At 68.7% G+C, this 22,335-nt stretch carries 19 protein-coding genes; 12 read left to right on the top strand and 7 right to left on the bottom strand.

Annotated features, from left to right (window positions below):
• Nucleotides 1-176: 176 nt before the first annotated feature.
• From ACWC09_RS43860 to ACWC09_RS43850, 3 genes are all read right to left on the bottom strand, one after another.
• Nucleotides 177-305 carry a hypothetical protein gene (locus ACWC09_RS43860; RefSeq protein WP_450856835.1) on the bottom strand — a complete coding sequence of 43 codons (129 nt, stop codon included), beginning with the start codon at nt 303-305 and terminating at the stop codon, nt 177-179.
• A 174-nt stretch (nt 306-479) separates the two neighbouring features.
• On the bottom strand, nt 480-728 hold the full coding sequence (locus ACWC09_RS43855) for a hypothetical protein (RefSeq protein WP_450856833.1): 249 nt from the start codon (nt 726-728) through the stop codon (nt 480-482).
• 207 nt (nt 729-935) lie between these two features.
• Entirely contained in the window at nt 936-1,250 is a 315-nt protein-coding gene (locus ACWC09_RS43850) for a putative quinol monooxygenase (RefSeq protein WP_450856832.1), read from the bottom strand.
• Nucleotides 1,251-1,362: 112 nt separating this feature from the next.
• Here ACWC09_RS43850 and ACWC09_RS43845 point away from each other — a divergent pair, with 112 nt between their 5' ends.
• Nucleotides 1,363-2,061, top strand: a complete 699-nt coding sequence (locus tag ACWC09_RS43845) for a TetR/AcrR family transcriptional regulator (protein WP_450856830.1) — start codon at nt 1,363-1,365, stop codon at nt 2,059-2,061.
• Nucleotides 2,062-2,505: 444 nt separating this feature from the next.
• Nucleotides 2,506-4,344, top strand: a complete 1,839-nt coding sequence (locus ACWC09_RS43840; RefSeq protein WP_450856828.1) for an AAA family ATPase — start codon at nt 2,506-2,508, stop codon at nt 4,342-4,344.
• Nucleotides 4,345-4,709: 365 nt separating this feature from the next.
• Here the strand turns inward: ACWC09_RS43840 and ACWC09_RS43835 are convergent, their stop codons facing one another.
• The gene (locus tag ACWC09_RS43835) at nt 4,710-6,077 is read right to left on the bottom strand and encodes a ferredoxin reductase family protein (RefSeq protein ID WP_450856826.1); all 1,368 of its coding nucleotides are present in this window, start codon (nt 6,075-6,077) and stop codon (nt 4,710-4,712) included.
• A gap of 382 nt (nt 6,078-6,459) precedes the next feature.
• On the bottom strand, nt 6,460-6,978 hold the full coding sequence (locus ACWC09_RS43830; protein ID WP_450856825.1) for a zinc-binding dehydrogenase: 519 nt from the start codon (nt 6,976-6,978) through the stop codon (nt 6,460-6,462).
• 290 nt (nt 6,979-7,268) lie between these two features.
• Here ACWC09_RS43830 and ACWC09_RS43825 point away from each other — a divergent pair, with 290 nt between their 5' ends.
• Both ACWC09_RS43825 and ACWC09_RS43820 read left to right on the top strand, forming a co-directional pair.
• Nucleotides 7,269-8,036: an SDR family NAD(P)-dependent oxidoreductase gene (locus ACWC09_RS43825; RefSeq protein WP_450856824.1), complete on the top strand. Its 768-nt coding sequence runs from the start codon at nt 7,269-7,271 to the stop codon at nt 8,034-8,036.
• Between the two features lie 64 nt (nt 8,037-8,100).
• Nucleotides 8,101-8,880, top strand: a complete 780-nt coding sequence (locus ACWC09_RS43820; RefSeq protein WP_450856823.1) for an SDR family NAD(P)-dependent oxidoreductase — start codon at nt 8,101-8,103, stop codon at nt 8,878-8,880.
• Nucleotides 8,881-8,993: 113 nt separating this feature from the next.
• Here ACWC09_RS43820 and ACWC09_RS43815 read toward each other — a convergent pair whose 3' ends face one another.
• Nucleotides 8,994-10,424 carry an RICIN domain-containing protein gene (locus ACWC09_RS43815; protein ID WP_450856821.1) on the bottom strand — a complete coding sequence of 477 codons (1,431 nt, stop codon included), beginning with the start codon at nt 10,422-10,424 and terminating at the stop codon, nt 8,994-8,996.
• 144 nt (nt 10,425-10,568) lie between these two features.
• Entirely contained in the window at nt 10,569-12,569 is a 2,001-nt protein-coding gene (locus ACWC09_RS43810; protein ID WP_450856820.1) for an RICIN domain-containing protein, read from the bottom strand.
• A 564-nt stretch (nt 12,570-13,133) separates the two neighbouring features.
• On the opposite strand from ACWC09_RS43810, the gene ACWC09_RS43805 reads away from it, so the two are divergent.
• The 8 genes from ACWC09_RS43805 (at nt 13,134) to ACWC09_RS43770 (ending at nt 22,302) form a co-directional block, all read left to right on the top strand.
• Nucleotides 13,134-14,132, top strand: a complete 999-nt coding sequence (locus tag ACWC09_RS43805; protein ID WP_450856818.1) for a LacI family DNA-binding transcriptional regulator — start codon at nt 13,134-13,136, stop codon at nt 14,130-14,132.
• Between the two features lie 187 nt (nt 14,133-14,319).
• The gene (locus ACWC09_RS43800; protein ID WP_450856816.1) at nt 14,320-15,618 is read left to right on the top strand and encodes an ABC transporter substrate-binding protein; all 1,299 of its coding nucleotides are present in this window, start codon (nt 14,320-14,322) and stop codon (nt 15,616-15,618) included.
• A 51-nt stretch (nt 15,619-15,669) separates the two neighbouring features.
• On the top strand, nt 15,670-16,554 hold the full coding sequence (locus ACWC09_RS43795) for a carbohydrate ABC transporter permease (RefSeq protein WP_450856815.1): 885 nt from the start codon (nt 15,670-15,672) through the stop codon (nt 16,552-16,554).
• Between the two features lie 6 nt (nt 16,555-16,560).
• Nucleotides 16,561-17,457: a carbohydrate ABC transporter permease gene (locus ACWC09_RS43790; RefSeq protein ID WP_450856813.1), complete on the top strand. Its 897-nt coding sequence runs from the start codon at nt 16,561-16,563 to the stop codon at nt 17,455-17,457.
• On the top strand, nt 17,454-20,039 hold the full coding sequence (locus tag ACWC09_RS43785; RefSeq protein WP_450856811.1) for a family 78 glycoside hydrolase catalytic domain: 2,586 nt from the start codon (nt 17,454-17,456) through the stop codon (nt 20,037-20,039). Before ACWC09_RS43790 ends, ACWC09_RS43785 begins: the two co-directional genes overlap by 4 nt.
• A gap of 412 nt (nt 20,040-20,451) precedes the next feature.
• A complete protein-coding gene (locus ACWC09_RS43780) occupies nt 20,452-21,780 on the top strand; it encodes an amidohydrolase family protein (RefSeq protein ID WP_450856809.1) in 1,329 nt (442 codons plus the stop codon).
• 37 nt (nt 21,781-21,817) lie between these two features.
• A complete protein-coding gene (locus tag ACWC09_RS43775; protein WP_450856807.1) occupies nt 21,818-22,084 on the top strand; it encodes a TetR/AcrR family transcriptional regulator in 267 nt (88 codons plus the stop codon).
• A complete protein-coding gene (locus tag ACWC09_RS43770) occupies nt 22,060-22,302 on the top strand; it encodes a TetR/AcrR family transcriptional regulator C-terminal domain-containing protein (protein ID WP_450856805.1) in 243 nt (80 codons plus the stop codon). Before ACWC09_RS43775 ends, ACWC09_RS43770 begins: the two co-directional genes overlap by 25 nt.
• Nucleotides 22,303-22,335: the final 33 nt, after the last annotated feature.

Here is a 22,335-nt window from a genome sequence, read left to right as displayed (position 1 = left end):
GATACGCGACGACATCCACGAAGCCTTCCTCAGCCTCGCCTGCAGCATCATCTGCTGGCGACGACTGAAGAACCTCACACTTTGTTAGGAGTTCTTAGCCGCGCATGCGCGCCGTACAGCGCGCCCTGATCAAGGCAGTGTGGGTCGGCTCGGGAGCAGGGTTGGTGTCCGCGGGGTCAGTGGTCGTCCCGTCTGGAGGGGCCGGAGGCGGTCCGGGTGAGGCTTCCGTTGAGCCAGGCGGCGGCGAGTTCTCTCCGGGAGCGGGAGCCGGTGCGCTGAAGTAGTCGTGTCAGGCGCTGTTCCACGGTTTTGGGGCTGCAGGCGAGTTCTGCGGCGATCTGCCGGTTGGTCGCGCCGCCACAGCCCGTCCACCCCGCTCGCCTGCGCCGCTGTCCGTAACTGGGCCCTGTCAACGGCGGGCAGAGCGGCCATGCAGTCGTTGGGATCGGCGAGGACCAGGCCGCATCCGGCGGTGACGATCACGTCGGTGGATTCCTCGGCATCTTCTGGCCAGCCGAGCCGCACCACCGCGGCGCCGCCCTCAGCGCCGCCTGCTGCGCCAGCTCCACCACGGTCGTCTTGCCCATGCCGGCCCCGGCGGTGACCAGCAGGACACCCGCCGTCTCACCCGTGGCGCGCAGGGTGTCCGCCACTGCGCGGACTGCGCCCTCTCTGCCGATGACCGCTGCATGCTGTTGCCGCACGGTGTCACCTCTGGCTTTGCTCACGAGTTCCGACAATAGATGTACAGCGGTTTCGACAGCACGCAGACAGAGGTGCTGTTCGATTGACGGACTGCACCAAGGGAGGAACATCGCTTCTTGAGCAGCCGCCGACAAGTCCGCCAAGCGCGTGGCTCGGGAGGGCGGTCGGGGCGAGCACGGGTTGCCCGCCGGGGGCGGCGCCCCTGCGGGCAGAGGAGCTTCCCGGTCTGCTCAGTCCGGGTCGGCGGGCAGGACGGAGTAGGGGTGCACCGCGATGCGCATGGGCGGTTCGGCGAGCAGGCCGATGATCTCGTCGCGCAGTTCATCGGACAGGGGGCTGTTCTCGTAGGCGTCCTTTGCCTCAAGGCTGCGGAACACCTCCATGTTCCACAGCACGTCGGGGTCGTCGTCCTCGCGGGCGATGATGAACCGGTCCGAGGCTCCCGACTTCTCCATCCCCACGGTGGCCAGCTCGAAGAGCTTGTCGCCGAGTCCGGGCTTGGCACGCATCTTGATGATGTACGCAGGCTGGTCCCGTAGGTCCATGTCGTGCTCCTTCTGTGTCGCGGCAGGGGTTCCAGCACGGACTGACATCCACCCTGGAACGTTGTTCCATAATCAGGATGGAACGATATTCCAGGCATGTCAAACTGGAAGCGTGACACCACCAACGACGAAGAAGACCGAGCGACGTGCCAGCGCGCTCTCCCGCGAACGGATCGTCGAGGCCGCCATCGACGTGCTCGACACGGCTGGCGAGAACGGCCTGACCTTCCGGACTCTGAGCGAACGCCTGGCCACCGGTCCCGGCGCGATCTACTGGCACGTGGCCGGCAAGGCCGAGCTGCTGGCTGCGGCCGCCGACCGGGCCGTCACCCTCTCACTGCACACCGAACCCGCCGACGGGTCGGCCGACGGGATGCACGCAACCGCCCTGGGCCTCTTCGACGCGATGGCGGCGCACCCTTGGCTCGCTTCCCAGCTCACCGCCCAGCTCTCCCACAACCCTGCAGGTCCGGCGACGACGCGCCTCTTCGAGGCCATCGGCCGACAGGTCCGTGCGCTGGGCGCTCCCGCGAGTAGCTGGTTCACCGCGACGACCGCGCTCCTGCACTACATCCTCGGCGCCGCCAGCCAGAACGCCGCGAACGCCGAACGTGCGCGCGGTCTCGACCCGGATACCGGACGCGGTGCGTACCTCGACACCGTGGCCGAGGCGTGGAGCCGGCTCGACCCGGAGGACTACCCCTTCACCCGGGCGGTTGCGGACCAGGGGCTTGAACATGACGACCGGCTGCAGTTCACCGCCGGCATCGACCTCATCATCGCAGGCATCCTGGGCCGGCAGGCACACTGATCCGCACCTGCTGACGGCCATGGCGGGCAACTGTCTACTCACTCTGGTCAGCAGGCGCGCGCTGTTCGAGTCTGAACGCTCCCTGGGTGCTGCCGAAACTGGCATACATCTGCTGTCGGAACTCGTGAACAAAGGCACACCGCTCTCGCTCTGCTCAGCCCCGGGGTGAGATGGCCCGGTGCCTTTCCGTTCTTCTTGCCTGGACGGAGACGAACGCAGCCCTGTCATGGAGAGATCGTTCGCAGGGGCCTCAGCGGTTCACGTAGGGCAGCGCCGCTCATAATGTGCAGCGCACGAAGCGAAGGCCGAGGCGCCGGCGCACAGTTGGGGACGGCAGGGTCCACGGCGGACCGGCGCGTCTCTCCAAGGCATAGGGATGTGTACTGCACAGTGGCTGCGCGGTCGGGAATCCATGATCTGGTCCGCAGGGGTACACCCGCCCGCATGGACCGCACCGACCGCCGCCTGCTCGGCCGCGAGCGCGAGTCGGAACAGATCCACGGCCTTCTGAACGACCCTGACGGCCCGCGCCTGGTCCTCGTAGGAGGCGAACGCGGCGTCGGGCGAAGCGCGTTCCTGCGCGCAGTCGGTGAGCGGCTGCGCGCACAGGGAACCGCCGTGCATGCTGTGAACTGTGTCCCTGGCGATGGTGAGCGGCCTCTGCTGCTGGCACTGCGACTGGTCATGGCCCTGGAGGAGCATCGGCCCCACGGAAAAGGCCGTCGGCTTGCCGCTGGTCCGATCGCCCGGGCGCTGTCGGCCGTCGACCAGTACGACCGGACGGCGATGGATGCACTGCTGCGCGCCGCTCTCACCCGTTGCGCGCCCGCGGCCGTGCTGGTCGACGACGCCCAGCACGCCGACCCCGAGTCCCTGGCCGCGCTCAGCGGGATCGACTGGTCTCATGGTCCCGGCGTCCGGCTGGTGGTGACGGCCGTGCGGCACGTCGCACCGAGCGCCAGCGGCACGGGAGCGGGCGCATCCGCCACCGCCCGCGAGGACGCGCCGAGCCATGGGCCCACCGCCGACGGGGCCCGGGTCTCGGGCCGTGAATGTGCGGACGGGATCATGGACCAGTTGGTCAGTGCCGCGGGGGCTCGCGAGGTGGCCCTACTCCCGCTCGGATCAGACGACACCACCGCGTTGGTGGCGCGGTGGTTGCAGGCGGAACCCGATCCTGCCCTGGCCGGGCAGACAGCCGACTTGACACGCGGCATCCCGGGAGCGGTCGATGCCCTGCTCACCGACTGGACCAGCCGAGGCGAGATCCGGATCGCCGACGGCCACGCCTACATCGGCGCGAGAGCCCCCATACCGGTGCTGCCCGACGACGACCGGTTCGTGACGGCACTGGACCGACTTGGTGAGCCTTCGCGCGAGGTGGCCGCGGCGCTGAGCATCCTGGCACCACTCGGCCGGCCGGCCCTTCAGCTGACCGCGGCGTGGATCGGCCTGTCCACCGACACTGTCAGAGACGGTATTCGCCGACTGGTCGAGTTGGGCATCATCGAAGAACTGCCCGGACCGGACAGAACCACGGTGCGGGGCTGGACCTTCCGTCTTCCCCTGACAGCGCACACCCTCCGGGAGCGGCTGAGCCCGGTGGAACGCAGCCGGCTGTCCGCCACGGCCGTAGAAATTCTCTGGAAGGACCCGGACCCTCAAGACTCGAGGCCAGTGATCCCCCAGATACCGGGCCGGCTCGACGAGACCAACACGCTGGCCTACCAAGCCGACCGGATCGCGGACGCAGGCAGCCTGGTCGACCGGGAACGCGCGGTGGGCGAACTGACGGCCGCCGCTCGGCGCATCCGGCCCGGCACCGATGACGGGCGGGTACTGCGGTGGCTGCGGGCTGCCCGTGACCTGACGGAGCATGCAGCCGCCCGCGATCGCGTCCTCCAGCAGTACGGCACAGCTGCCTATGTGGCGTGCGACTACCCCACCGGTCGCAGCATCACGGAGGCACTGCTGCGCAACCCCGGCCATGCGCTGACCCCTCTGGCGCTGCAGGACGCTGCCTGCCAGCTTGTGGCATTGACAGCCAATCAGCAGAACTGGCAGGCGCTGTTCCGTCTGGCGACGAAACACTGGTGGGACGAACTGGCGCTGCCCGACCCAGCCAAAGTCAGCGGCCAGGCCCTGGCCCTGTGCCGACTGGCCAGGTGGCAGGAAGCAGTGGAACTGCTGTCACACACGCAACCCCTGTGGAACACCACTCCCGGCGACCGAGCGGCACCCAGCGCTCACGACAGCCGGCCCTCGCCCGATGGGCGGCCTTGATGATCGCGTCCGGTCCGCCCCCGACTCCTCCACGCGCGCGTGGCCCTCGCCACGATCTGCGCCACGCTCGCTGCCATACGCGGCTCGATCGTCTTCACGGCACCCGACCTGGCCGTCATGTACCGGGGGACAAGGCATCCGCGCCAACGCCGTCGCCCTCGGTCCCACCCCGACCGCCATCCGGGTGGACACCGACGAGGAATCCCCCGGGCCACCGGCGTCGGCCCGTTGACGGGAGCCGACGTCGGCCGACCGGCTTCGGTGGAGGAAAGGCAACGGCGATCGTCTTCCTCGCTTCCGACGTGGCCTCTTTCGTCAACGGCGCCGGAAGAGCCACATGTATGGGGGTCCCGGCTGGTGACTCGTCAGCGGAAGGCGAAGTGTTCGGCGTGGACGTGGTCCCGGGGGATGCCCTGGCGGTGGAGGTCCCGGCTGAGGTCTTCGACCATGGACGCGGGGCCGCAGAGAAAGACGTGGGTGTCGGGCGTGAGCGGGCCGGCCGTTGTCCGGATCCTGTCGGCGGTGAGATGGCCTTGGCTGCGGCTGAACGTCGGGTGGAGGCGGAGTCCGGGAAGGCACTCGGCGGCCTCCGTCAGTTCCGCGAGGAAAGGTGCGGTGTCGGCGGTCGGAGCGCAGTAGAAGAGGTCGGCGTGGGGGAGCGTGCCGCTCGGGTGCGTGAGCCAGCCGAGGAACGGGGCGATGCCGATGCCGCCGGCGATCCAGATCTGGCGGGGTCCGCCGAGGGTGTGGTCGAACATGCCGTACGGGCCGTTGAGGGTGGCGGGCAGTCCTTCGCGTACGTCCGTGTAGAGCTTCTGGGTGCCGCGGCCGAGCGCGCGGACGGTGAGCCGGACCGAGCCGTCGGGCTGGACGCCGGCCACGCTGAAGGGGTGTTCGCGCCATGCGCGTCGGCCGCCCACGCGCAGGTAGACGAACTGGCCGCCGATCAGGGGCAGGGCGTGCGAGCCGGTGGGGGCCAGGGTGAGGTCGACGATGTCGGTGGCGGGCCGTGAGACGCGGCGGATGGTGTAGTCGGCCTGGGGTTCTCTGTGTCGCAGCACCAGTTCGTCGTAGGCGTAGGCGGCCAGGCCGACGGTGGCCATGGTGACGTAGAGGGCCAGGAGAATCGTGGATCCGTTGATGACGAGGTCGAGGAACCAGCCGTGCACGAGAGCGGACAGGAGCAGGAGACCGGTGAGGCGGTGCAGGAAGAGCCAGCGTTCGTAGGGCAACCGGAGGATGCGACCGACCTGGCCCAGCGAGATGAGGACCAGCACGAGCAGGCCGATGGCGGACGCGGCGCCGAGGACGTGGCCCATCCCCACGAGCTGGCCGGCCCGGGGGGTGCCGGCGTAGTGGTCCGCGCTGCCGTCGAAGCCGGAGAAGAAGTGGAGAAGGAGGTGGGGCGAGAGCAGGAGCATGGATCCCAGGGCGTACTGCTTGTGCCAGAAGTACATACGGTCCAGTCCGCCGAACCACTGCTCCAGCCACGTGAGCCGGGTGGCCAGCACCAGGGTGCAGGTCATCAGATAGGCGGCCGCGACACCGGCGAACTCGCCGACGAAGTACACGGTGCTGATGCCGTCTTGGCGGAGCCAGTCCCACGCCAGGTAGAGGACCACGGCTCCGGCTGCCACTGTCAGGGGTCCGGCGTGGCGCTTCTTCAGCCGCACGTCCATGGGGGCGCGCACGAGCCGGATCGCGTAGATCGCTATCGCGATGAGGACGGGCATCGTCTGCCTCTCGAACGGTGGTGATGCGGACGTGGAAGCACGGGGCGCATGCCCTCGCCACCCGGCAGTGCCGCGTCTCTGGCGATGGCGTGTCGACGGCTGGACCTTTGATCACCTGATTATTGGCTACATCGTAGCCTTTTCTGTGGCTGCAGTGTAGCCACGTTGGAATGGATGGAGCAATCGTTGCCCGGACCAGGTGCGTGCGGCTGGGAGCCGTGAGTCGGCGGTTCCTTGGTTGGACAGTCCGTTCTGGCGGCGGAGCCAAGCGCGCCAGGGCCAGGGCGCGGATCGGTCTGCGGCATCCGCGACGCCGACGGGGCGCGTGGTCAACCTGGTGGCAGGTCGAGACAGCTTTCGCCTGTTCGAAAGCGCGCGTGCGTCATGGGACCAGCATGATGCGGGTGCCGGACGGGGTGGTGGTGTTCCACGCGGCCTCCACCTCGCTCAGAGGTATGGCGAGCGTCTCGATGGTCAGGTTGGCGGTGGGAAGGCGGTCGGCGAGTTCGCGGTATGCGGTGTTCATGTCCGTGGGGGAGACGGAGCCCCGACCGCTGCCGACGAGGTCGATGTTGACCTTGCGCAGCGCTGCGCCGGGAAGGGTGATGGTGGGACCGGCCATCGTGCCGACGTGGATCCAGCGCAGCCGGTGAGCTGCGTCCTTGCGCGCACCGGCGATGGCGGTCATCGCCGTCTCGGTGACGTGGCCCCACAGGTAATCCACGACAACGTCGACGTTCCCCGCTGTTTCGGCGAGACGGGTGCCGATGGTGTCGTCGTCGGCGTCGAGCGAGACCGTGTCGTCGGCGCCCAGGGCGGGGAGTTCGGCGAGGGCGTCGAGGTTGCGGCCCGCGGCGGTGATGGTGCCCGCACCGAGGAGGCGTGCGAGTTGGACGGCCATCTGTGGGGCGTTGCCGGTGGCCCCCAGGACGAGAACGTTCTTCGCCCTGCGAGACGGCCCACGGTTACAACGTCCGCTACGGCATCGCGCCGGACAAGCTGTACCACAGCTGGCTGGTGTACGAGCAGAACGCTCTCGATCTCCGAAGCCTGAACGCGGGACACGACTACTGGGTGGCCGTCGACTCCTTCAACGAGAACGGCATCACCCCGGGCCCGGTCGTGAGGATCACCTGAGATCCGCCCGACCCGCAGCCGACCTGTCACCGACAAGAACGTGGGAGATCACTCATGCAGGGCCTGCACGACAAGGTCATCGTCTTCGCCGGCGCCGGCGGAATCGCCACCGCCACCGCGAAGTTCCTCGGCGCCGGGGGCGCCCGTATCGTCGTCGGTGACGTCGTCGGGGCGTCGGCCGAGACCACTGCCCAGGCAGCCCGGGACGCCGGCGGCGACGGCATCGCCACCGTCGTCGACATCGCGGACGAGAGCCAGGTCAAGCACCAGATCGACCTGGCGATCAAGACCTACGGCCGCATCGACGGCCTGTTCAATGTCGCCGCGAACATCCACCAGGACGAGGTCGCCAAGGACACCGACGTGACCGGCATCGACCGGGGCGCGTGGCAGCGCACGATCGACGTCAACCTCACCGGATACCTGCTCACGCTCAAGCACGCGCTGCCCCATCTGGTCGCCGGCGGCGGCGGATCCGTGGTCAACACCCTGTCCGGCGCGGTCTACGTCGGGATGCCCGACAAGGTCGCCTACTCGGCGACCAAGGCCGGCATCGGCGCACTCACCCGCCACGTCGCCCGCCGCTACGGCAAGAAGGGCGTGCGCTGCAACGGGGTCGCCCCCGGCCTGGTCATGACCGAGCAGACCGAACGCAACCTGCCCGAGGAGTTCCGCGACATGATCCTCGCGACCACCCCTGCGCCGCGCCACGGCCGGCCCGAGGACGTCGGAGCCACCGTCGCCTTCCTCCTGTCCGACCTCGCCCAATGGACAACCGGCCAGATCCTCTGCGTCGACGGCGGCACCACGATGCGCACCTGACGGCTGCCCGGCACCGCAATCCGACCGAATGCCATCAACCTCTCGATACCGAGAAAGAAGACTCATGGGAAAACTGGACGGGAAAGTCGTCATGCTCACGGGAGCCTCCTCCGGCCTGGGCAAGCAGCAGGCGATCCGGATCGCCGAAGAGGGCGCCGACCTCGCGATATGCGCGAGGACCGAGAGCAAGCTCTTTGAGACCAGGAAGATCTGCGAGGACCGGGGCGCCGAGGTGCTGGCGATGCCGGCCGACATCATGGACCACGACGCGCTGTCCGCGTTCGTGGCCGCGACCGTCGAGAGGTTCGGCACCATCGACGTGCTCGTCAACAACGCGCACACCATCACCGTCCCGGCCCCGTTCCTGGAGAAGACCATCGACGATCTCGATGTCGAGATGCACAGCTCCGTGTATGCCTACTGGCACCTCATGAAGCTCTGCTTCCCCTACCTGCGTGACCGGCCCGGAGCCGGCGCGTCCATCATCAACTTCGCTTCGGAAGCAGGCGTCATGGGTGACGCGCTGTACGCCCCGTACGCCGCGTCGAAGGAGGCGGTCCGAGGGCTGTCGCGGGTCGTCGCGAGGGAATGGGGACAGTACGGGATTCGCGTCAACACCCTGTGTCCCAACGGCATGACGGACAACATCTCCGGTGGCCTCGACTGGATGGAACCCCGGACACGCGAGCACATCGAGAAGAGCTTTGTGAACAACCCGTTCGGCCGCGCCGGAGACCCCTACGAGGATGTCGCACCGGTGACCGTGTTTCTCGCGTCGGACGACAGCCGGTGGATCACGGGGCAGAACCTCCACGCGGACGGGGGCGGCCTGATCAACGCCTGAGGAATCACGATCAGTTGGGCAGGCTCGGGGGCGGTCCGAATCCCATCGCAGCGGGCCGAGGTGTTCCTCGGCCCGCCCGTTCCGCCTCCTGTCGGAAGACCGCTTCCCCACCGTCAGACGACAAGCCACTGCTGGTTGGCGCCGGCGTCACAACGCGACTGGCTGAGGGCCGCCCCGTTGTCGGTCGACGCTCCGACGACCTGGAGGCACAGGCCGCTGTTGACGTTGGTGAAGGTGACGTAGCCGCCGATCACCGCGGTCTTCCGCCACAGTTGGTGCGTGCCGCCGTCACAGGTCCATTGGTCGGCCGTGGCACCGTCGGCCTTGGAACCGCCTGGGATCTCCAGGCACTTGCCGCTGTTGACGTTGACCAGCCGGTAGTTCGACCCGACCGGCGTCGGTACCCACTGCTGGTTGGTCCCGGAGTTGCAGTTCCCGGAGTTCACGGCCGCCCCGTCGGCGGTGCTCGCGTACCAGACGTCGGCGCACTTGCCGCTGTTGCGGTTCAGCAGGTGGTTGTTCGCGGAGCCCAGCGGGGCGGCCAGGACGGGCCACCCGCCCGAGAAGGTGACCTGACGGATGTCGAGGGTCTCCTGCCCGTTGTTGTTCCCGTCGTAGTAGTGGTAGGCGAGGAACTTCGACGTGCCGTCGTCGTAGGCGTCCGCGCCCCCGGCCGCCACCTTCGGGTAGGCGCCGGCGAGCACGGTGGTCCCGCCGCCGGAGGCCATGTCCACGCCGTTCTGGTCGAGGTAGGGGCCGGTGATGCTGGTGGACCGTCCGACCACGGTGTAGTAGGTGCTGTTGGTTCCGCTGCAGCACAGACCCTTGGAGCCGAAGAGGTAGTAGTAGCCGCCGTTGAGGATGATCGTCGGGTTCTCGATGCCGACGGCGATGTGCCAGAGGGTGTTGTCGGTGGTGGACAGCTTGCCCGTGGACTGGTCGAGGACGTGCATGTAGGTGCCGGAGCCGGTCCAGGAGCCCCAGGCGACGTACAGCCGGCCGTCGGGCCCCCAGTCGACGTTGGGGTCGATGGGGTAGTTGACGTCCGTGACCATGCCCTGGTCGATCCAGGGGCCTTCGATGCTGGTGGCGGTGGCGAGGCCCATGACGGCGTACGAGGTGCCCCAGAGCGAACCGGCGTAGTAGAGGTGGTACGTGCCGTTGAAGTACTTGATGTCGGGGGCCCAGATGTTGGGCGGTGTGGAACCGAGCTTGGCCGTGATCCAGGACGGGGTGGAGTCCCAGACGTTGCCGATCTTGGTCCAGCCGGTCGCCGCCGTACTGTCGCACGTTCTGCGCTCGGTGATGGAACCGCTCGGGTTGAGCGAGTCGTGCTCGAACCCGGTGGAGAACCCGTAGTAGCAGCTGCCCACCTTGATGACCGACGGGTCGTGCATCCGGATGTCACCGCTGAGGGCGTGCGCCCGGCCGGCGGTGACCAGGCCGAGGACGGCCAGGAGGGCGGCCAGGAGTGCGGCGAGGCCGGGGCGGGTGCGCCGGCTGTGGGCTGCGAGGCGTGGCCCTCCGCTGCGTGGGGTGGACATGCGGGACTCCTTTGTGTCGCTGTTGCGCGGGTACGGCCGTGTGGGCGGCTCGGGACGTCGGCCCGCGGTGGTTCGCCGCTCCGTGGGACGCGCTCCTGGGCGCTTCGGAGACGGGCCCAGGGGTGGGGCGGGACCGGAAGGGAGCTAGTTGATCTTCGTGATCGTCCACCGCTGTGCGGACGCGGTCGAGGTGGACTCCTGGTCCAGCGGGGCACCGTCGCCGGTCGACGCGCCGGCCACGGACAGAGCGAGTCCGCTGGCCCGGTTGACCACCTGATATGTGCCGGCCCCGGTGTCGACCAGCGACCACTGCTGGGACGTCGCGCCGGAGGCCGGCTTCTGGACGACGGCGCTGCCGCTGGTGGTGGCCCCGGCCGAGTCGAGGAGGGCGCCCGAGGACGCGTTCGTGACCGTGTAGTAGGAGCCGGTTTGCGTGAAGGTCCAGTACTGGTCGGGGTGGTTGACGTCGCGGTACTGGTCTGCCTGCGTTCCGTCGCCGCTTCCGACCGTCTCCGCGTACTTTCCGCTGTTGACGTTCGTCATGACGAACTGTCCGCTGGTGAAGTCCGGAGCCGCGGTCTGGACGAGGTTCCAGCGCTTGTTCGACGAGGACGTCGACGTCGCCTGGGTGACCTGTTCGTTGATCGAGGTCTGGCCGTTCGCGTCGGTCGCCATGGTCAGTGCCAGGTCGCTTCGCCGGTTGACGATGGTGTACCCGCCGGCTGGTGACGGCTGGACCGACCAGTCCTGCTCCGCGCCGCCCGTCGCCGTCCACTGGATGGCGCCCGTTCCGGGGGTCAGCGAGCCGCTGGGGATGGCGAGGTACTTCTGGCTGAAGGTGTTGTAGATGCGGTAGTAGCCGTTGGTCTGGAGCTGGAACTGCCAGTTGTGGTCGGGGGTTCCGTTGTCACCGGCCTGGACGACCTGGGCCCCCGAGCTGGCGCTGGGGACGCCGAGGACATCGGAACTCAGCTGGTTCTGGATCTTGTAGGTGGCCCCGGTCGAGATGCCGCCGCCGTAGTCGTCGATGCCGTACGTCACCTTGTTGGTGCCGTTCGTGACAAGCGCGCCGCCTCGGGTGACCAGGAGGCTCTTGCCGTCGGCGAGGGGGAGCAGGCCGCGGCTGTAGCCCTGGATCGTGTTGGAGAACATGCGCACCCAGGTGGCGCCGTAGTCCGTGCTCTCGTACAGCTGCTGGTCGCTGTATCCCTGGACGACGATCGTCCCGTCCGGGCCGCCCGTCGGAAGCCAGGTGACGTAGGGATCGCCGTCCGGCTTGTGGCCGTCCGTGGTGATGAGCTGCACTCCCGTGGTCGAGGCGAAGTTCTCCGGGTTGTCGGCGATCTTGTAGTAGACGGGGCAGCCGCCGCTGGGCGCACCGCAGTACTCGTAGGTGAGCATGTACTTGCCGTTGCCGAGGCGGGCCACGATCGCCATGCCCGGGCGGGCGGCGTAGGCGGGGTAGGCGACGTCGTCGATCTCGGAGGACCAGTTGACGCCGTCGGTGGTGGTGAAGTGGGCGAGTTTCTGGCCGTGCGCGGGGTCGCGCTGGTCGGAGATCCAGGCGATCAGCTTGTTGTTCGCCACCATGAAGTACGGCTCCCAGACCGGGGTGTTGCCGTTGGTGTCGACGGCTTTGCCGCCCGTGGCGATGGAGCTGACGAAGGACCAGGTGACGCCGTGGTCCGTGCTGGCATACATGTCGATCTTGGTCTTGGAGTTGTCGGCGGGGATGGAGTCGCCCGCCGCGATGATCGTGCCGGCCGGGAACGAGCCGACCGCCTGCGGCAGTTCGTAGAGCACGGGTTCGAGCTGGATGTTGTTCCAGGAGTTCACCTGGTCGTGGATCGTGGAGATCTTCGTCCAGGTGCGCCCCGAGTCGGTGCTGCGGTACACGGGCATGCCGTTGTCGGAGTACTGCTCGAAGGACGCGAGGAGCGTGCCGTTGGAGTCGGTGCTGTGCTCGAGCCGGATCGCGTGCGCGTAGAGCGAGCCGTAGGAGGGCGCCCCGCTCGGCGGCTGCCACATGACGCCGCCGCTGTAGGTGACGGCGTGGGCTGACGCGGCAGGTGCAGCGAAGGGCGCCAGGGCGGCGACCGCGCCGATGGCGGCGGCCTTCGCCCATGATCTTCTGTTCCTGTGCATGGTCTCGTGACTCCCTCGACGGTGAGAGAAGGGTGGTTGGGGAAGGCGCGCGAGCGAGGCGTGCTGTGCTCCGAGGCAGCACGAAGGCAGCGCTGATCAGGTCGAACCACGGCCCTGGTGCAGCGCCGGGAGCGTCAGGGAGGGCGGGGACACGAGCGACGGAGCGCGGGATTGATGCGCTTCAATCCCGTCAGCGGTGCGAGGCTGGCACCCTCGGCGCCGCCCGTCAAGAGTCTCGGCACGCATCCCGCGAACTGAACTGGTCGCCTCTGGCGGCGCTTCTCTGGGCGGCCGGCTGGGCGAAGGGTGACCTCACAGGCGTTCGGCGCCTGACAGGCGTACCGAGCGAGTGTGCCCTGGCCTGGGCATCTGCCCAGTCCTTCCGCGTGTCGAGCGCCGTGGCCGGGGCGCAGACGTTGGAGCGCTTTAACGGAAGCGTGTATCCTGCGCCTGTCCACACCAGCCTGGCCCCCTCAGTGTCGCGCCCAGGCCGAACGAGACCGGAAGTCGAGGAGCGTCGTGGCAGTCGGAGGTCCACGGGCCAATGGACACGCCGGTCCGAGCATGCAGGACGTCGCGAAGGCGGCGGGCGTCTCGCTCGGCACCGTCTCCAACGTCCTGAACCACCCGGCCAAGGTCAGCCCGGTGACGGCGCAGCGCGTACGCGAGGCCATCGCCCGCCTGGGTTTCGTGCGCAACGACGCGGCCCGGTCGCTGGCCTCGGGCTCGAATGACAGCGTCGGCATGGTGCTCGCGGACATCGAGAACTCGCTGTTCATCGACATGGCGCACGGCGCGCAGGAAGCGGCCCGCGCGACCGGCCTCAACCTGCTGCTCGCGAACACGACGTGTGACATGGGGCTCCAGGACGAGTATCTGGACCTCTTCGACCAGGCCAGGGTGACCGGCGTGCTGCTGGCGCCGATGGAGGACTCCACCGACGGCATCGCCCGGATGCGCTCGCACGGTCGTCAGATCGTGCTCCTGAACTTCTCGCCGAAACCGGGCACGTGCTGCTCGGTACTGGTCAACAACGAGCACGTGGGGTACCTGGCGGCACGTCATCTCATCGACGCCGGGCGCACCAGGCTGGCCTACGTGGTGGCGCACGACGACTACCAGCCCGTGCGTGACCGGCGCAGGGGAGTGCGTGCGGCGGTCGCGGAGGCCGGTGCCCGCGTGTCGCTGGAGGAGATCGACAGCGGCGGCCTGACCACGGCGCACGGGCACCTGGTCGGGAAGGAGCTCGCCGGGCGGAGGCCCGGCGACCTGCCGGACGGTCTTGTCGTCGTCGCCGACGAACTGGCCAACGGCATCATCCACGAACTGCACACGGTCGCGGGGATCGGCGTGCCCGACCAGGTCGCGGTCGTCGGGTGCGAGAACAACCGCGCGGCCGGATCCGCCGCGGTGCCCCTGACCGCGGTGGACCTGCCCGGCCGGGCGATGGGTCGGGAAGCGATGCGGTTGCTGACGGACGAGGTGGCCTCCGGTGAGCAGCACCGTCATGTCACCGTCGTGCTCGAGCCCGAGTTGATCGTCCGCGCCAGCACGCCGCGCTGAGTACACGGCCCGCCCCCGTCTCCCGCTCAGGGGCCGGCCTGCTGCCGCGCCCGATTCCTGTTTCCCCGGGCACATTGCGGTTCGGAAATGTCAACGAATCATCCTTGACACGGGCATGTAGCGGGTCGTAGGTTCCGGGGCAACATTGAAGCGCTTCAATGCGCTGTGCACCGCGAGGAGCAACCCCGTGCACCACACCCTCAAGCCCCGCAGCCTCGCCGTCCTGGCGACCGCCACCACCGCCGGCCTCGTCCTGACAGGCTGCGGCGGCACGAACGTGTCGAGCGGCGGCACCAAGGCGTACACCCTGACCATCAACGACGACAACCACATCGTGCAGCAGGAGCTCAAGACGCTGAGCACGGGTGTGTGCAAGAAGCAGAACGCGGCGCTGCCACTGAAGATCCAGACGCTGCCGATCAGCAACGTCGACCAGAAGGTGCAGCTGCTCGCCGGTCAGGGCGCGCTGCCCGTGCAGTTCGCGGCGGGAGGCACCCCGCAGCTCACCAAGACGCTGGACAAGGCGGGGCAGGTCCTCGACCTCGAGAAGACGCTCAAGGACCTCGGGGTGTGGGACGACATCCAGCCGGCCGCGGTGAAGACGGTGCAGAACCTGTACGGCAAGTTCAACGTGATGCCCTACCAGTTCAACATCGAGGGCATCTGGTACAACAAGAAGCTCCTCGCCGCCCACCACATAGCCGTCCCGACGACCTACGACGAACTGGTCGCGGCGGCGGCGAAGCTGAAGAGCGCCGGCGTCACCCCCTTCTCCGCAGCCGGCAAGGAAGGGTGGCCGATCACCCGCCTCATCAGCGGCTACCTCTACCGGGAACTGGGCCCCGACGCCCTGCAGGCCGTGGCGGACGGCAAGGCGAAGCTGACCGACCCCGCCTACGTCAAGGCAGCGCAAGCCATCGCCGACCTCGGCAAGGCGGGCTACTTCGGCAAGGGAGTCGGCTCGATCGACTACGACACCGGCGTTCAGCAGTTCCTCACCGGCAAGGCCGCCATGTTCTACATGGGCAGCTGGGAACTCGGCGACTTCAACGACAAGACCAAGAACAAGATCGGTGCGGACAACGTCGGCTACATGCCGTTCCCCACCGTCTCCGGCGGCAAGGGCTCCGCGGACCAGATTCCCGCCAACGTCGGCCTCCCGGTCGCCGTCTCCGCGAAGTCGTACAACTCCAAGGTCGGCGACTGGCTCTCCTGCACCGCCAAGAACTACGGCGCCGGCTCACTGAAGGACCAGGGCACCATCTCCGGGTTCAAGCCCAGCGGCGACACAGGCACCCTGCCCCCGCTCACCCAGCAGGTGCAGGACACCATCTCCAAGACCACCACCAGCACGCTCTGGTTCGAGGCACTGTTCAACACGAAGGCCACCGAGACCAGCCAGACGAACGCCGCGCCGCTGGTCACCGGATCCCTCTCCGCGAAGGACTTCATGCAGAAGGTCCAGACGGACCTGGACAACGGCTGACCGCCCGCGCCACCCGCGAACCGCTTTCGAACCCTTCGTGAAAGAGCCGACATGCGTTCCGTTCTGGGAGACCGCCGCGCCCTCGCCATCCTGCTGGGTCCGGCACTGCTCGTGTACACCCTGGTGATGCTGGTGCCGATGGGCTGGTCCCTGGGCTACACCTTCTTCAAGGGCAACGTCATCGAAGGTTTCTCCTTCGACGGGTTCGGCAACTTCGAGAAGCTGTGGCACGACCCGCAGGCGCACGCGGCGCTCTGGTTCACCTTCAAGTACGGGGTCGTCGTCAGCGTCGGGCAGGTGCTCTGCGGGTACCTGCTCGCCCTGCTCTACGTGTTCGTGCTGCGCAAGTCGTCCGCGCTCATCCGCACGCTGGTGTTCTTCCCGGTGATCCTTCCGACGGTCGCCGTGGCGCTGATGTTCCAGAAGCTCTTCGCCGTCGCGCCGCAGAACGGCCTGGCCAACACCGCCATCGAAGCGCTGGGCATCCCCCACGGCGACTGGTTCGCGAGCGGCGGCGGGGCCTTCCTCGTCCTGGTCGTGATGGACGTGTGGCGCTCCATGGGCTTCTACGGCGTGCTCATCTACGCGGGACTGCTCGACATCCCCGAGGAGACGATCGAGTCGGCGCGGATGGACGGCGCCACCGGATGGCGGCTGATCCGGCACGTCGTCCTGCCGCTGTCCTGGCCGGTGGTGCTGTCGTCGGTGGTGTTCAGCATCAACGGCACCCTCAAGGTGTTCGACTCGGTCCTGGCCCTGACCAACGGCGGCCCGGGCAGCGACACCACACCTCTGACGCTGTACATGTTCCGCACCGCGTTCTCCTACGGCGACTACGGCTACGGCAGCACCATCGCATCACTGCTCACCGTCGTCTGCCTGGGCGTCTCCCTCCTCATCTTCCGCTTCTCGCGACGCGACCCGACCAAGGGCTGACCTCCCATGACCGACACCCTGACGGCACCGCCGCGGGAACTCCTCACTCATCGGCCGTCGGCGCCCCGGCGCAGCGGCAGGCCCGCCCGGCGTCTGGTGCGCAACGCACTCGTCGCCCTGTTGCTGGTGATCGAGGTGGCGCCGCTGCTGTGGCTGCTGCTGAGCTCCTTCAAGACCCAGTCCGAGTTCGTCAACGACCCCGCCTGGGCGCTGCCGAAGAGCTGGGGCCTGCACAACTACACCGAGGCGTGGACGACCGGGCACGTCGCCACGTACATCCGCAACAGCCTCCTGGCCACCGCGCCCTCGCTCGCCCTCATCATCCTGCTCGGCGTCGCCGCCGGCTTCGCCCTGGAGGTGATGGTCTGGCGCGGACGCCACCGGGTCCTGCTGGTCTTTCTCGTCGGCATCATGGTGCCCAGCCAGATGATCCTGCTGCCGCTGTTCCGGGTCTACTTCCAGACCGGACTGTCCGGAACCCTGTGGCCGCTCATCATCACCTACACCGCGGCCGGCCTCCCGTTGACCGTCTTCATGATGGCCACCTACTTCCGTTCGATCCCGCGCGAGGTGTTCGAAGCCGCCACACTCGACGGGGCGAGCATCCTTCTGGCCTTCTGGCGGATCGCCTTCCCCATGGTCCGCAACGCCGTCTTCACCGTGGGACTGGTGCAGTTCTTCTTCATCTGGAACGACCTGCTCATCTCGCTCACCTTCACCACCAACGACGACCTGCGCACCGTCCAAGTGGGGCTGCTCAACTTCACCGGGCAGTACGGCGAGACGGCCTACGGACCGCTGTTCGCCGCGATCAGCATCAACGTCGTCGGCGCCCTGGTGCTGTACCTGCTGATCAACCAGCGCATCATCAAGGGCCTGACCGCCGGGGCGGTGAAGGGATGAGCCGGCGGCCTACACCGGTGGTCGCCACGCCGACCGCGGAACACCACCGGGAGCCGCTGGGCATCGGTGAACCGGAGCCGCGGATCTCCTGGAAGACCACAGGACCGCCCGGCTGGACGCAGCAGGCGTACCAGATCGAGGTCACCCGTGCCGACGGAGTGCACCGCACGGACTGGGTCGCCTCCGCGGACTCCGTGCTCGTCGACTGGCCGGACCGTCCCCTGGCATCGCGGGAACAGGCCCGGATACGCGTCCGGGTCCGCGGGGCCGACGGCGCCGCCGGCCACTGGAGCCCGGCCCTTCGCCTGGAGACGGGACTACTGAAACCGGCTGACTGGACGGCGCACGCGATCTCCCCGCGGCGGCCGTCCGACGACCGGCGCCCACCGTTGCTCCGGAAGACGTTCGCCGTCGCAGCGGAGGTGGAGCGCGCACGCCTGTACGTCACCGCCCACGGGCTGTACGAGGTCGAGATCAACGGCCGCCGGGTCGGCGACCACGCCCTCGCGCCCGGCTGGACCAGCTACGACCAACGGCTCCGCTACCAGACCCACGACGTCACAGAGCACCTGCGCGCCGGCGACAACACCATCGGCGCGTGGCTGGCCGACGGCTGGTATCGCGGACGGCTGGGCTTCGGCGGTGGTCACTCCAACCTCTACGGCGAGCGGCTCGCCCTCATCGCCCAACTCGAGATCGTCCACCGCGACGGCACGGTCACCACCATCGGCACCGACACCTCCTGGCGAGCCACCCATGGGCCGATCGTGTCCTCCGGCCTGCTCGACGGCGAGAGCTACGACGCCCGGGACGAACGGCCGGGCTGGTCCGGTCCCGGATTCGACGACAGCGGCTGGTCACCGGTCGACATCGTCACCCGCGATCCCGCGACGCTGGTCGCCCCCACGGGGCCACCGGTGCGCTGCACCGAGGAGATCACCCCGGCCCGGGTGACCGCCCTCGACGCCGACCGCCTTCTGGTGGACTTCGGCCAGAACCTCGTCGGCCGGGTCCGCATCACCGTGAGCGGACCGGCTGGACACACGGTCGTCATCCGGCACGCCGAGGTGCTCCAGGACGGCGAGCTGTGCGTCCGCCCCCTGCGCGATGCCGCCTCCACCGACCGGTATGTCCTGCGCGGCGAGGGCCGCGAGACATGGGAACCGCGCTTCACCCTCCACGGATTCCGGTACGCCGAGATCACCGGCTGGCGCGGCGACGATCCCCACCGCGACATCACTGCCCGTGTCCACCACACCGACATGGCTCGCACCGGCTGGTTCGAGTGCTCCAACGAGCAGGTGAACCGACTGCACGAGAACGTGGTGTGGAGCCTGCGCGGCAACTTCGTCGACCTTCCCACCGACTGCCCGCAGCGCGACGAGCGGCTCGGCTGGACCGGCGACATCCAGGTCTTCGCGCCCACCGCCGCCTTCCTGTACGACTGCCATGGCATGCTCGCTTCCTGGCTGCGCGACGTCGCCGTCGAACAGCACGACGACGGAACCGTGCCCTGGTACGTACCGGCCATCCCCGGCGGCTCACAGTGGACACCGGCCCGGCCCGGCGCCGGCTGGGGCGACGTCGTGACACTGACCCCGTGGGCGCTGTACCAGGACTCCGGCGACACCGGGCTGCTGGCCGCCCAGTACGACAGCGCACGCCGCTGGGTCGACCTCATCACCGGGCGCGCGGGCCCGTCGGGCCTGTGGAACCGCGACTACCAGCTCGGCGACTGGCTGGATCCGGCCGCACCTCCCGAGGATCCCGGTGCCGGCCGCACCGACCGGCACCTCATCGCCACCGCCTACTACGCCTGGTCCGCCGCCCACCTGGCACGGATGGCCGAAGTCCTCGGGCGCGACGACGAACGGTCGCACTACGAGGAACTCGCACAACGCATACGCCGGGCGTTCGTCGACGCGTACGTACTGCCTTCCGGCCTGATGACCAGCGACACCCAGACCGCCTACGCCATAGCGCTCCAGTTCGACCTTCTGCCCGGCCAGGCGGCCCAGGACGTCGCCGCACGGCGCCTTGCCGAACTGGTCGCAGACGGCGGGCACACCATCCAGACGGGTTTCATCGGCACCCCGCTCGTCGCACCCGCACTGAGTGCCACGGACCACACCGACACCGCCTACAGCCTGCTCCTCCAACAGGACTGCCCGTCCTGGCTGTACGCCCTCAAGCACGACGCCACGACGATCTGGGAACGCTGGGACAGCATGCTGCCAGACGGCACCGTCAACCCGGGGGAGATGACCTCCTTCAACCATTACGCCCTCGGGGCGGTCGCCCAGTGGCTGCACACCACGGTCGCCGGGCTGACCGCGGCCTCACCCGGCTACCGCGACATCGTTTTCCGCCCCCGGCCGGGCGGCGGCATCACCTGGGCGGCCGCCGCCCACGAGACACCGTACGGCCGTGTGGCCATCCGCTGGGAGCTGCACACCTCGGGCATCGAGGTGCGGACGACGGTGCCCACCGGGGCGAGCGCACGGATCGACTGGCCCGACGGACACGTGACCACCCTGGCGCCCGGCACCGCCACCACATCGCGACCGGCAAACCTCAGCTGAGTGCCGATGGCGAGTGGCGTCCGCTGTCCCCCGTCGGCCCGGGTGAGGCAGCGGACGTACTCCCTTCCCGGCCGTGGACTCGACCGCGGGCAGCCCGGTCTCCCATGTGCTCCCGTGGCCCGTGCATGGACGGCGTGCAGGCGCGATGCCTTGACGCCGAGGAACGGTAATGGCAACAATGTATCCGTAATGATCGGGGCGTCCCGCACCTTTCCCGGCCACCGGCACAGCCGCGGTCGGCCCACCGATCCCCATAAGTGCGCCGGACGGCCCGCAACCGGCTGCTGCACGGCTTTCACGCATGTGGTGGCCGGTACCCGGGCCGAACCGCCACGCAGTCAATTGCGCCCCCGGCAAGGAGCTGCACCATGTACGCGAAGAGTCACGCCCTCGCCGGCGCGGGGTCGGTCACATGAGCCGCACGTTGTTGCGCGGCGCGCAGGTGATCAGCATGACGCCCGGCATACCGGACGTGGAGCGCGCCGACATCCTGGTCGATGGCGACAGCATCGCTGCCGTGGGCGAGCACCTGGGCAGGCCCGACGACGACACCATCGACTTCTCCGGGCGCATCGTCATGCCCGGCCTGATCAACGCACACCTGCACACCTGGCAGGCCGCACTGCGATGCGTGGGCGCCGACTGGACCCTGTTGCAGTACCTCACCCACCTGCACGGCGGCGTCGCCCGCCACTACAGCCCCGACGACATGTTCATCAGCACCCTGGCCGGCGCGCTGAACCAGATCAACTGCGGTACCACCACGATCGGCGACTGGTGTCACAACAGCCTGTCGGCCGCGCACGCCGACGCGGCGGTGGCAGGACTGCTGGAGTCGGGAATCCGCGCGGTCTTTCTGCACGGGACCCCCTATCGGGCGCCGGACGTCCCCCACCCGCTTCCCGAGATCGACCGGCTGTCGGAGGGCGCCCTGCGCGGGCACGCCTTGCTCACCCTCGGGATGGCCGTCCAGGGGCCGCAGTATTCGACGCCCGATGTCGCGGTGGCTGACTTCCGGGCCGCCGACGAGCGAGGTGTCGTCGTGTCGATGCATCAAAGCGGCGGCGAGCCCTCGGCCGCCTGGGAGGCCGTGCGCGCCGCCGGCCTGTTCGGGCCCCGCACCAATGTCGTCCACGGCGCCGGTCTGACCGACGACTGGGTCAAGGCGCTGGTCGAGGCCGGCGTCAGCTTCACCACGACGCCCGAGAACGAACTCGGCCAGGGCCACGGCACCCCCATCACCGGACCACTGCTGCGGCTCGGCGCGGCACCCTCGCTCGGCACCGATGTCGACAGTGTCGTGCCCGGCCAGCTCCTTACAGCCGCGCGCATCGCTCTGGCCCACCAGCGCGCCCTCGATCACGAGCACCACCGGCGATCGGCCGGCGCGGTGTCCGAGCAGTCGTCGATCACGGGCAGGCAGGCGCTTGCCTGGGCGACGGTTGAAGGAGCCCGCGCACTCGGCCTGGCCGATCGAGTCGGCCGGATCGAGCCGGGCATGCAGGCCGACCTCGTCGTCATCGACGCCCGCGCACTGAACCTTTGGCCCGCCCATGACCCGATCGCCGCGGCCTTGCACGCCGAGATCGCCAACATCGAAGCCGTGATGATCGCCGGTCGATGGCGCAAGCGAGAGCACTCTCTCCTCGGAGCGGACGTCGCCGGGGCCAAGGGACGACTGCTGGACTCCGGCGAACGGCTTCTCCGCGTCTTGGGCATGCCCGGCGTCCCGCGGTCCTGATGCGGTGCCACGTGTTTCGGAGGGGAGGAGTGCCCAGGTGCCGCGCAAGGCGCTGAACAGGGAGCAGATCGTTCAGGCCGTCGTCGGGCTGCTGGACGCCGGGAGAGCCGACGGCCTGAGCATGCGTCAACTCGGCAGCCGCCTCGGAGCAACCGCGGCAGCGGTCTACTGGCACGTGAAGGACAAGGAAGAGATCCTCGCGCTGGCCGCCGACGCGGTCTGGAGGGAAAATCAACTGCCGACCTGGAGGGGAGCGGGTGGCGGGCGGTGGCCACGACCATGGCCAACGACCTGCACGCGATGACCTTGAGGCATACGTGGGTCGTAGCGGCCATGAGTTGCCATGCCCCGCACGCCCCTGGCCGAGCCCGCCACGAGGAGCACCTGCGCGCGGTGTGCGAAGCCGCCGGGTTCACCGGACGGGAAGCGGAGCAGGCGACGAAGACCGTGCTGACGTTCGTGTTCGGCACCGCATTCGGCGAACACAAGGGCGAGGCCACCGCGTCGACCGCCCGGCCATGAGCACGGTGCCGGTTCCGCACCGGTGTCCCACGG

The sequence above is a fragment of the Streptomyces sp. NPDC001617 genome (genome assembly GCF_053596855.1).
This window is presented reverse-complemented; position numbering and strand designations above follow the sequence as displayed.

Coding starts and splice junctions, on each gene's coding strand:
- ACWC09_RS43850 (WP_450856832.1), bottom strand. CDS start 1,250: ATGGACCTACGGGACCAGCCTGCGTACATCATCAAGATGCGTGCCAAG.
- ACWC09_RS43840 (WP_450856828.1), top strand. CDS start 2,506: ATGGACCGCACCGACCGCCGCCTGCTCGGCCGCGAGCGCGAGTCGGAA.
- ACWC09_RS43835 (WP_450856826.1), bottom strand. CDS start 6,077: ATGCCCGTCCTCATCGCGATAGCGATCTACGCGATCCGGCTCGTGCGC.
- ACWC09_RS43830 (WP_450856825.1), bottom strand. CDS start 6,978: ATGGCCGTCCAACTCGCACGCCTCCTCGGTGCGGGCACCATCACCGCC.
- ACWC09_RS43825 (WP_450856824.1), top strand. CDS start 7,269: ATGCAGGGCCTGCACGACAAGGTCATCGTCTTCGCCGGCGCCGGCGGA.
- ACWC09_RS43820 (WP_450856823.1), top strand. CDS start 8,101: ATGGGAAAACTGGACGGGAAAGTCGTCATGCTCACGGGAGCCTCCTCC.
- ACWC09_RS43815 (WP_450856821.1), bottom strand. CDS start 10,424: ATGTCCACCCCACGCAGCGGAGGGCCACGCCTCGCAGCCCACAGCCGG.
- ACWC09_RS43810 (WP_450856820.1), bottom strand. CDS start 12,569: ATGCACAGGAACAGAAGATCATGGGCGAAGGCCGCCGCCATCGGCGCG.
- ACWC09_RS43805 (WP_450856818.1), top strand. CDS start 13,134: ATGCAGGACGTCGCGAAGGCGGCGGGCGTCTCGCTCGGCACCGTCTCC.
- ACWC09_RS43795 (WP_450856815.1), top strand. CDS start 15,670: ATGCGTTCCGTTCTGGGAGACCGCCGCGCCCTCGCCATCCTGCTGGGT.
- ACWC09_RS43790 (WP_450856813.1), top strand. CDS start 16,561: ATGACCGACACCCTGACGGCACCGCCGCGGGAACTCCTCACTCATCGG.
- ACWC09_RS43785 (WP_450856811.1), top strand. CDS start 17,454: ATGAGCCGGCGGCCTACACCGGTGGTCGCCACGCCGACCGCGGAACAC.
- ACWC09_RS43780 (WP_450856809.1), top strand. CDS start 20,452: ATGAGCCGCACGTTGTTGCGCGGCGCGCAGGTGATCAGCATGACGCCC.
- ACWC09_RS43770 (WP_450856805.1), top strand. CDS start 22,060: ATGGCCAACGACCTGCACGCGATGACCTTGAGGCATACGTGGGTCGTA.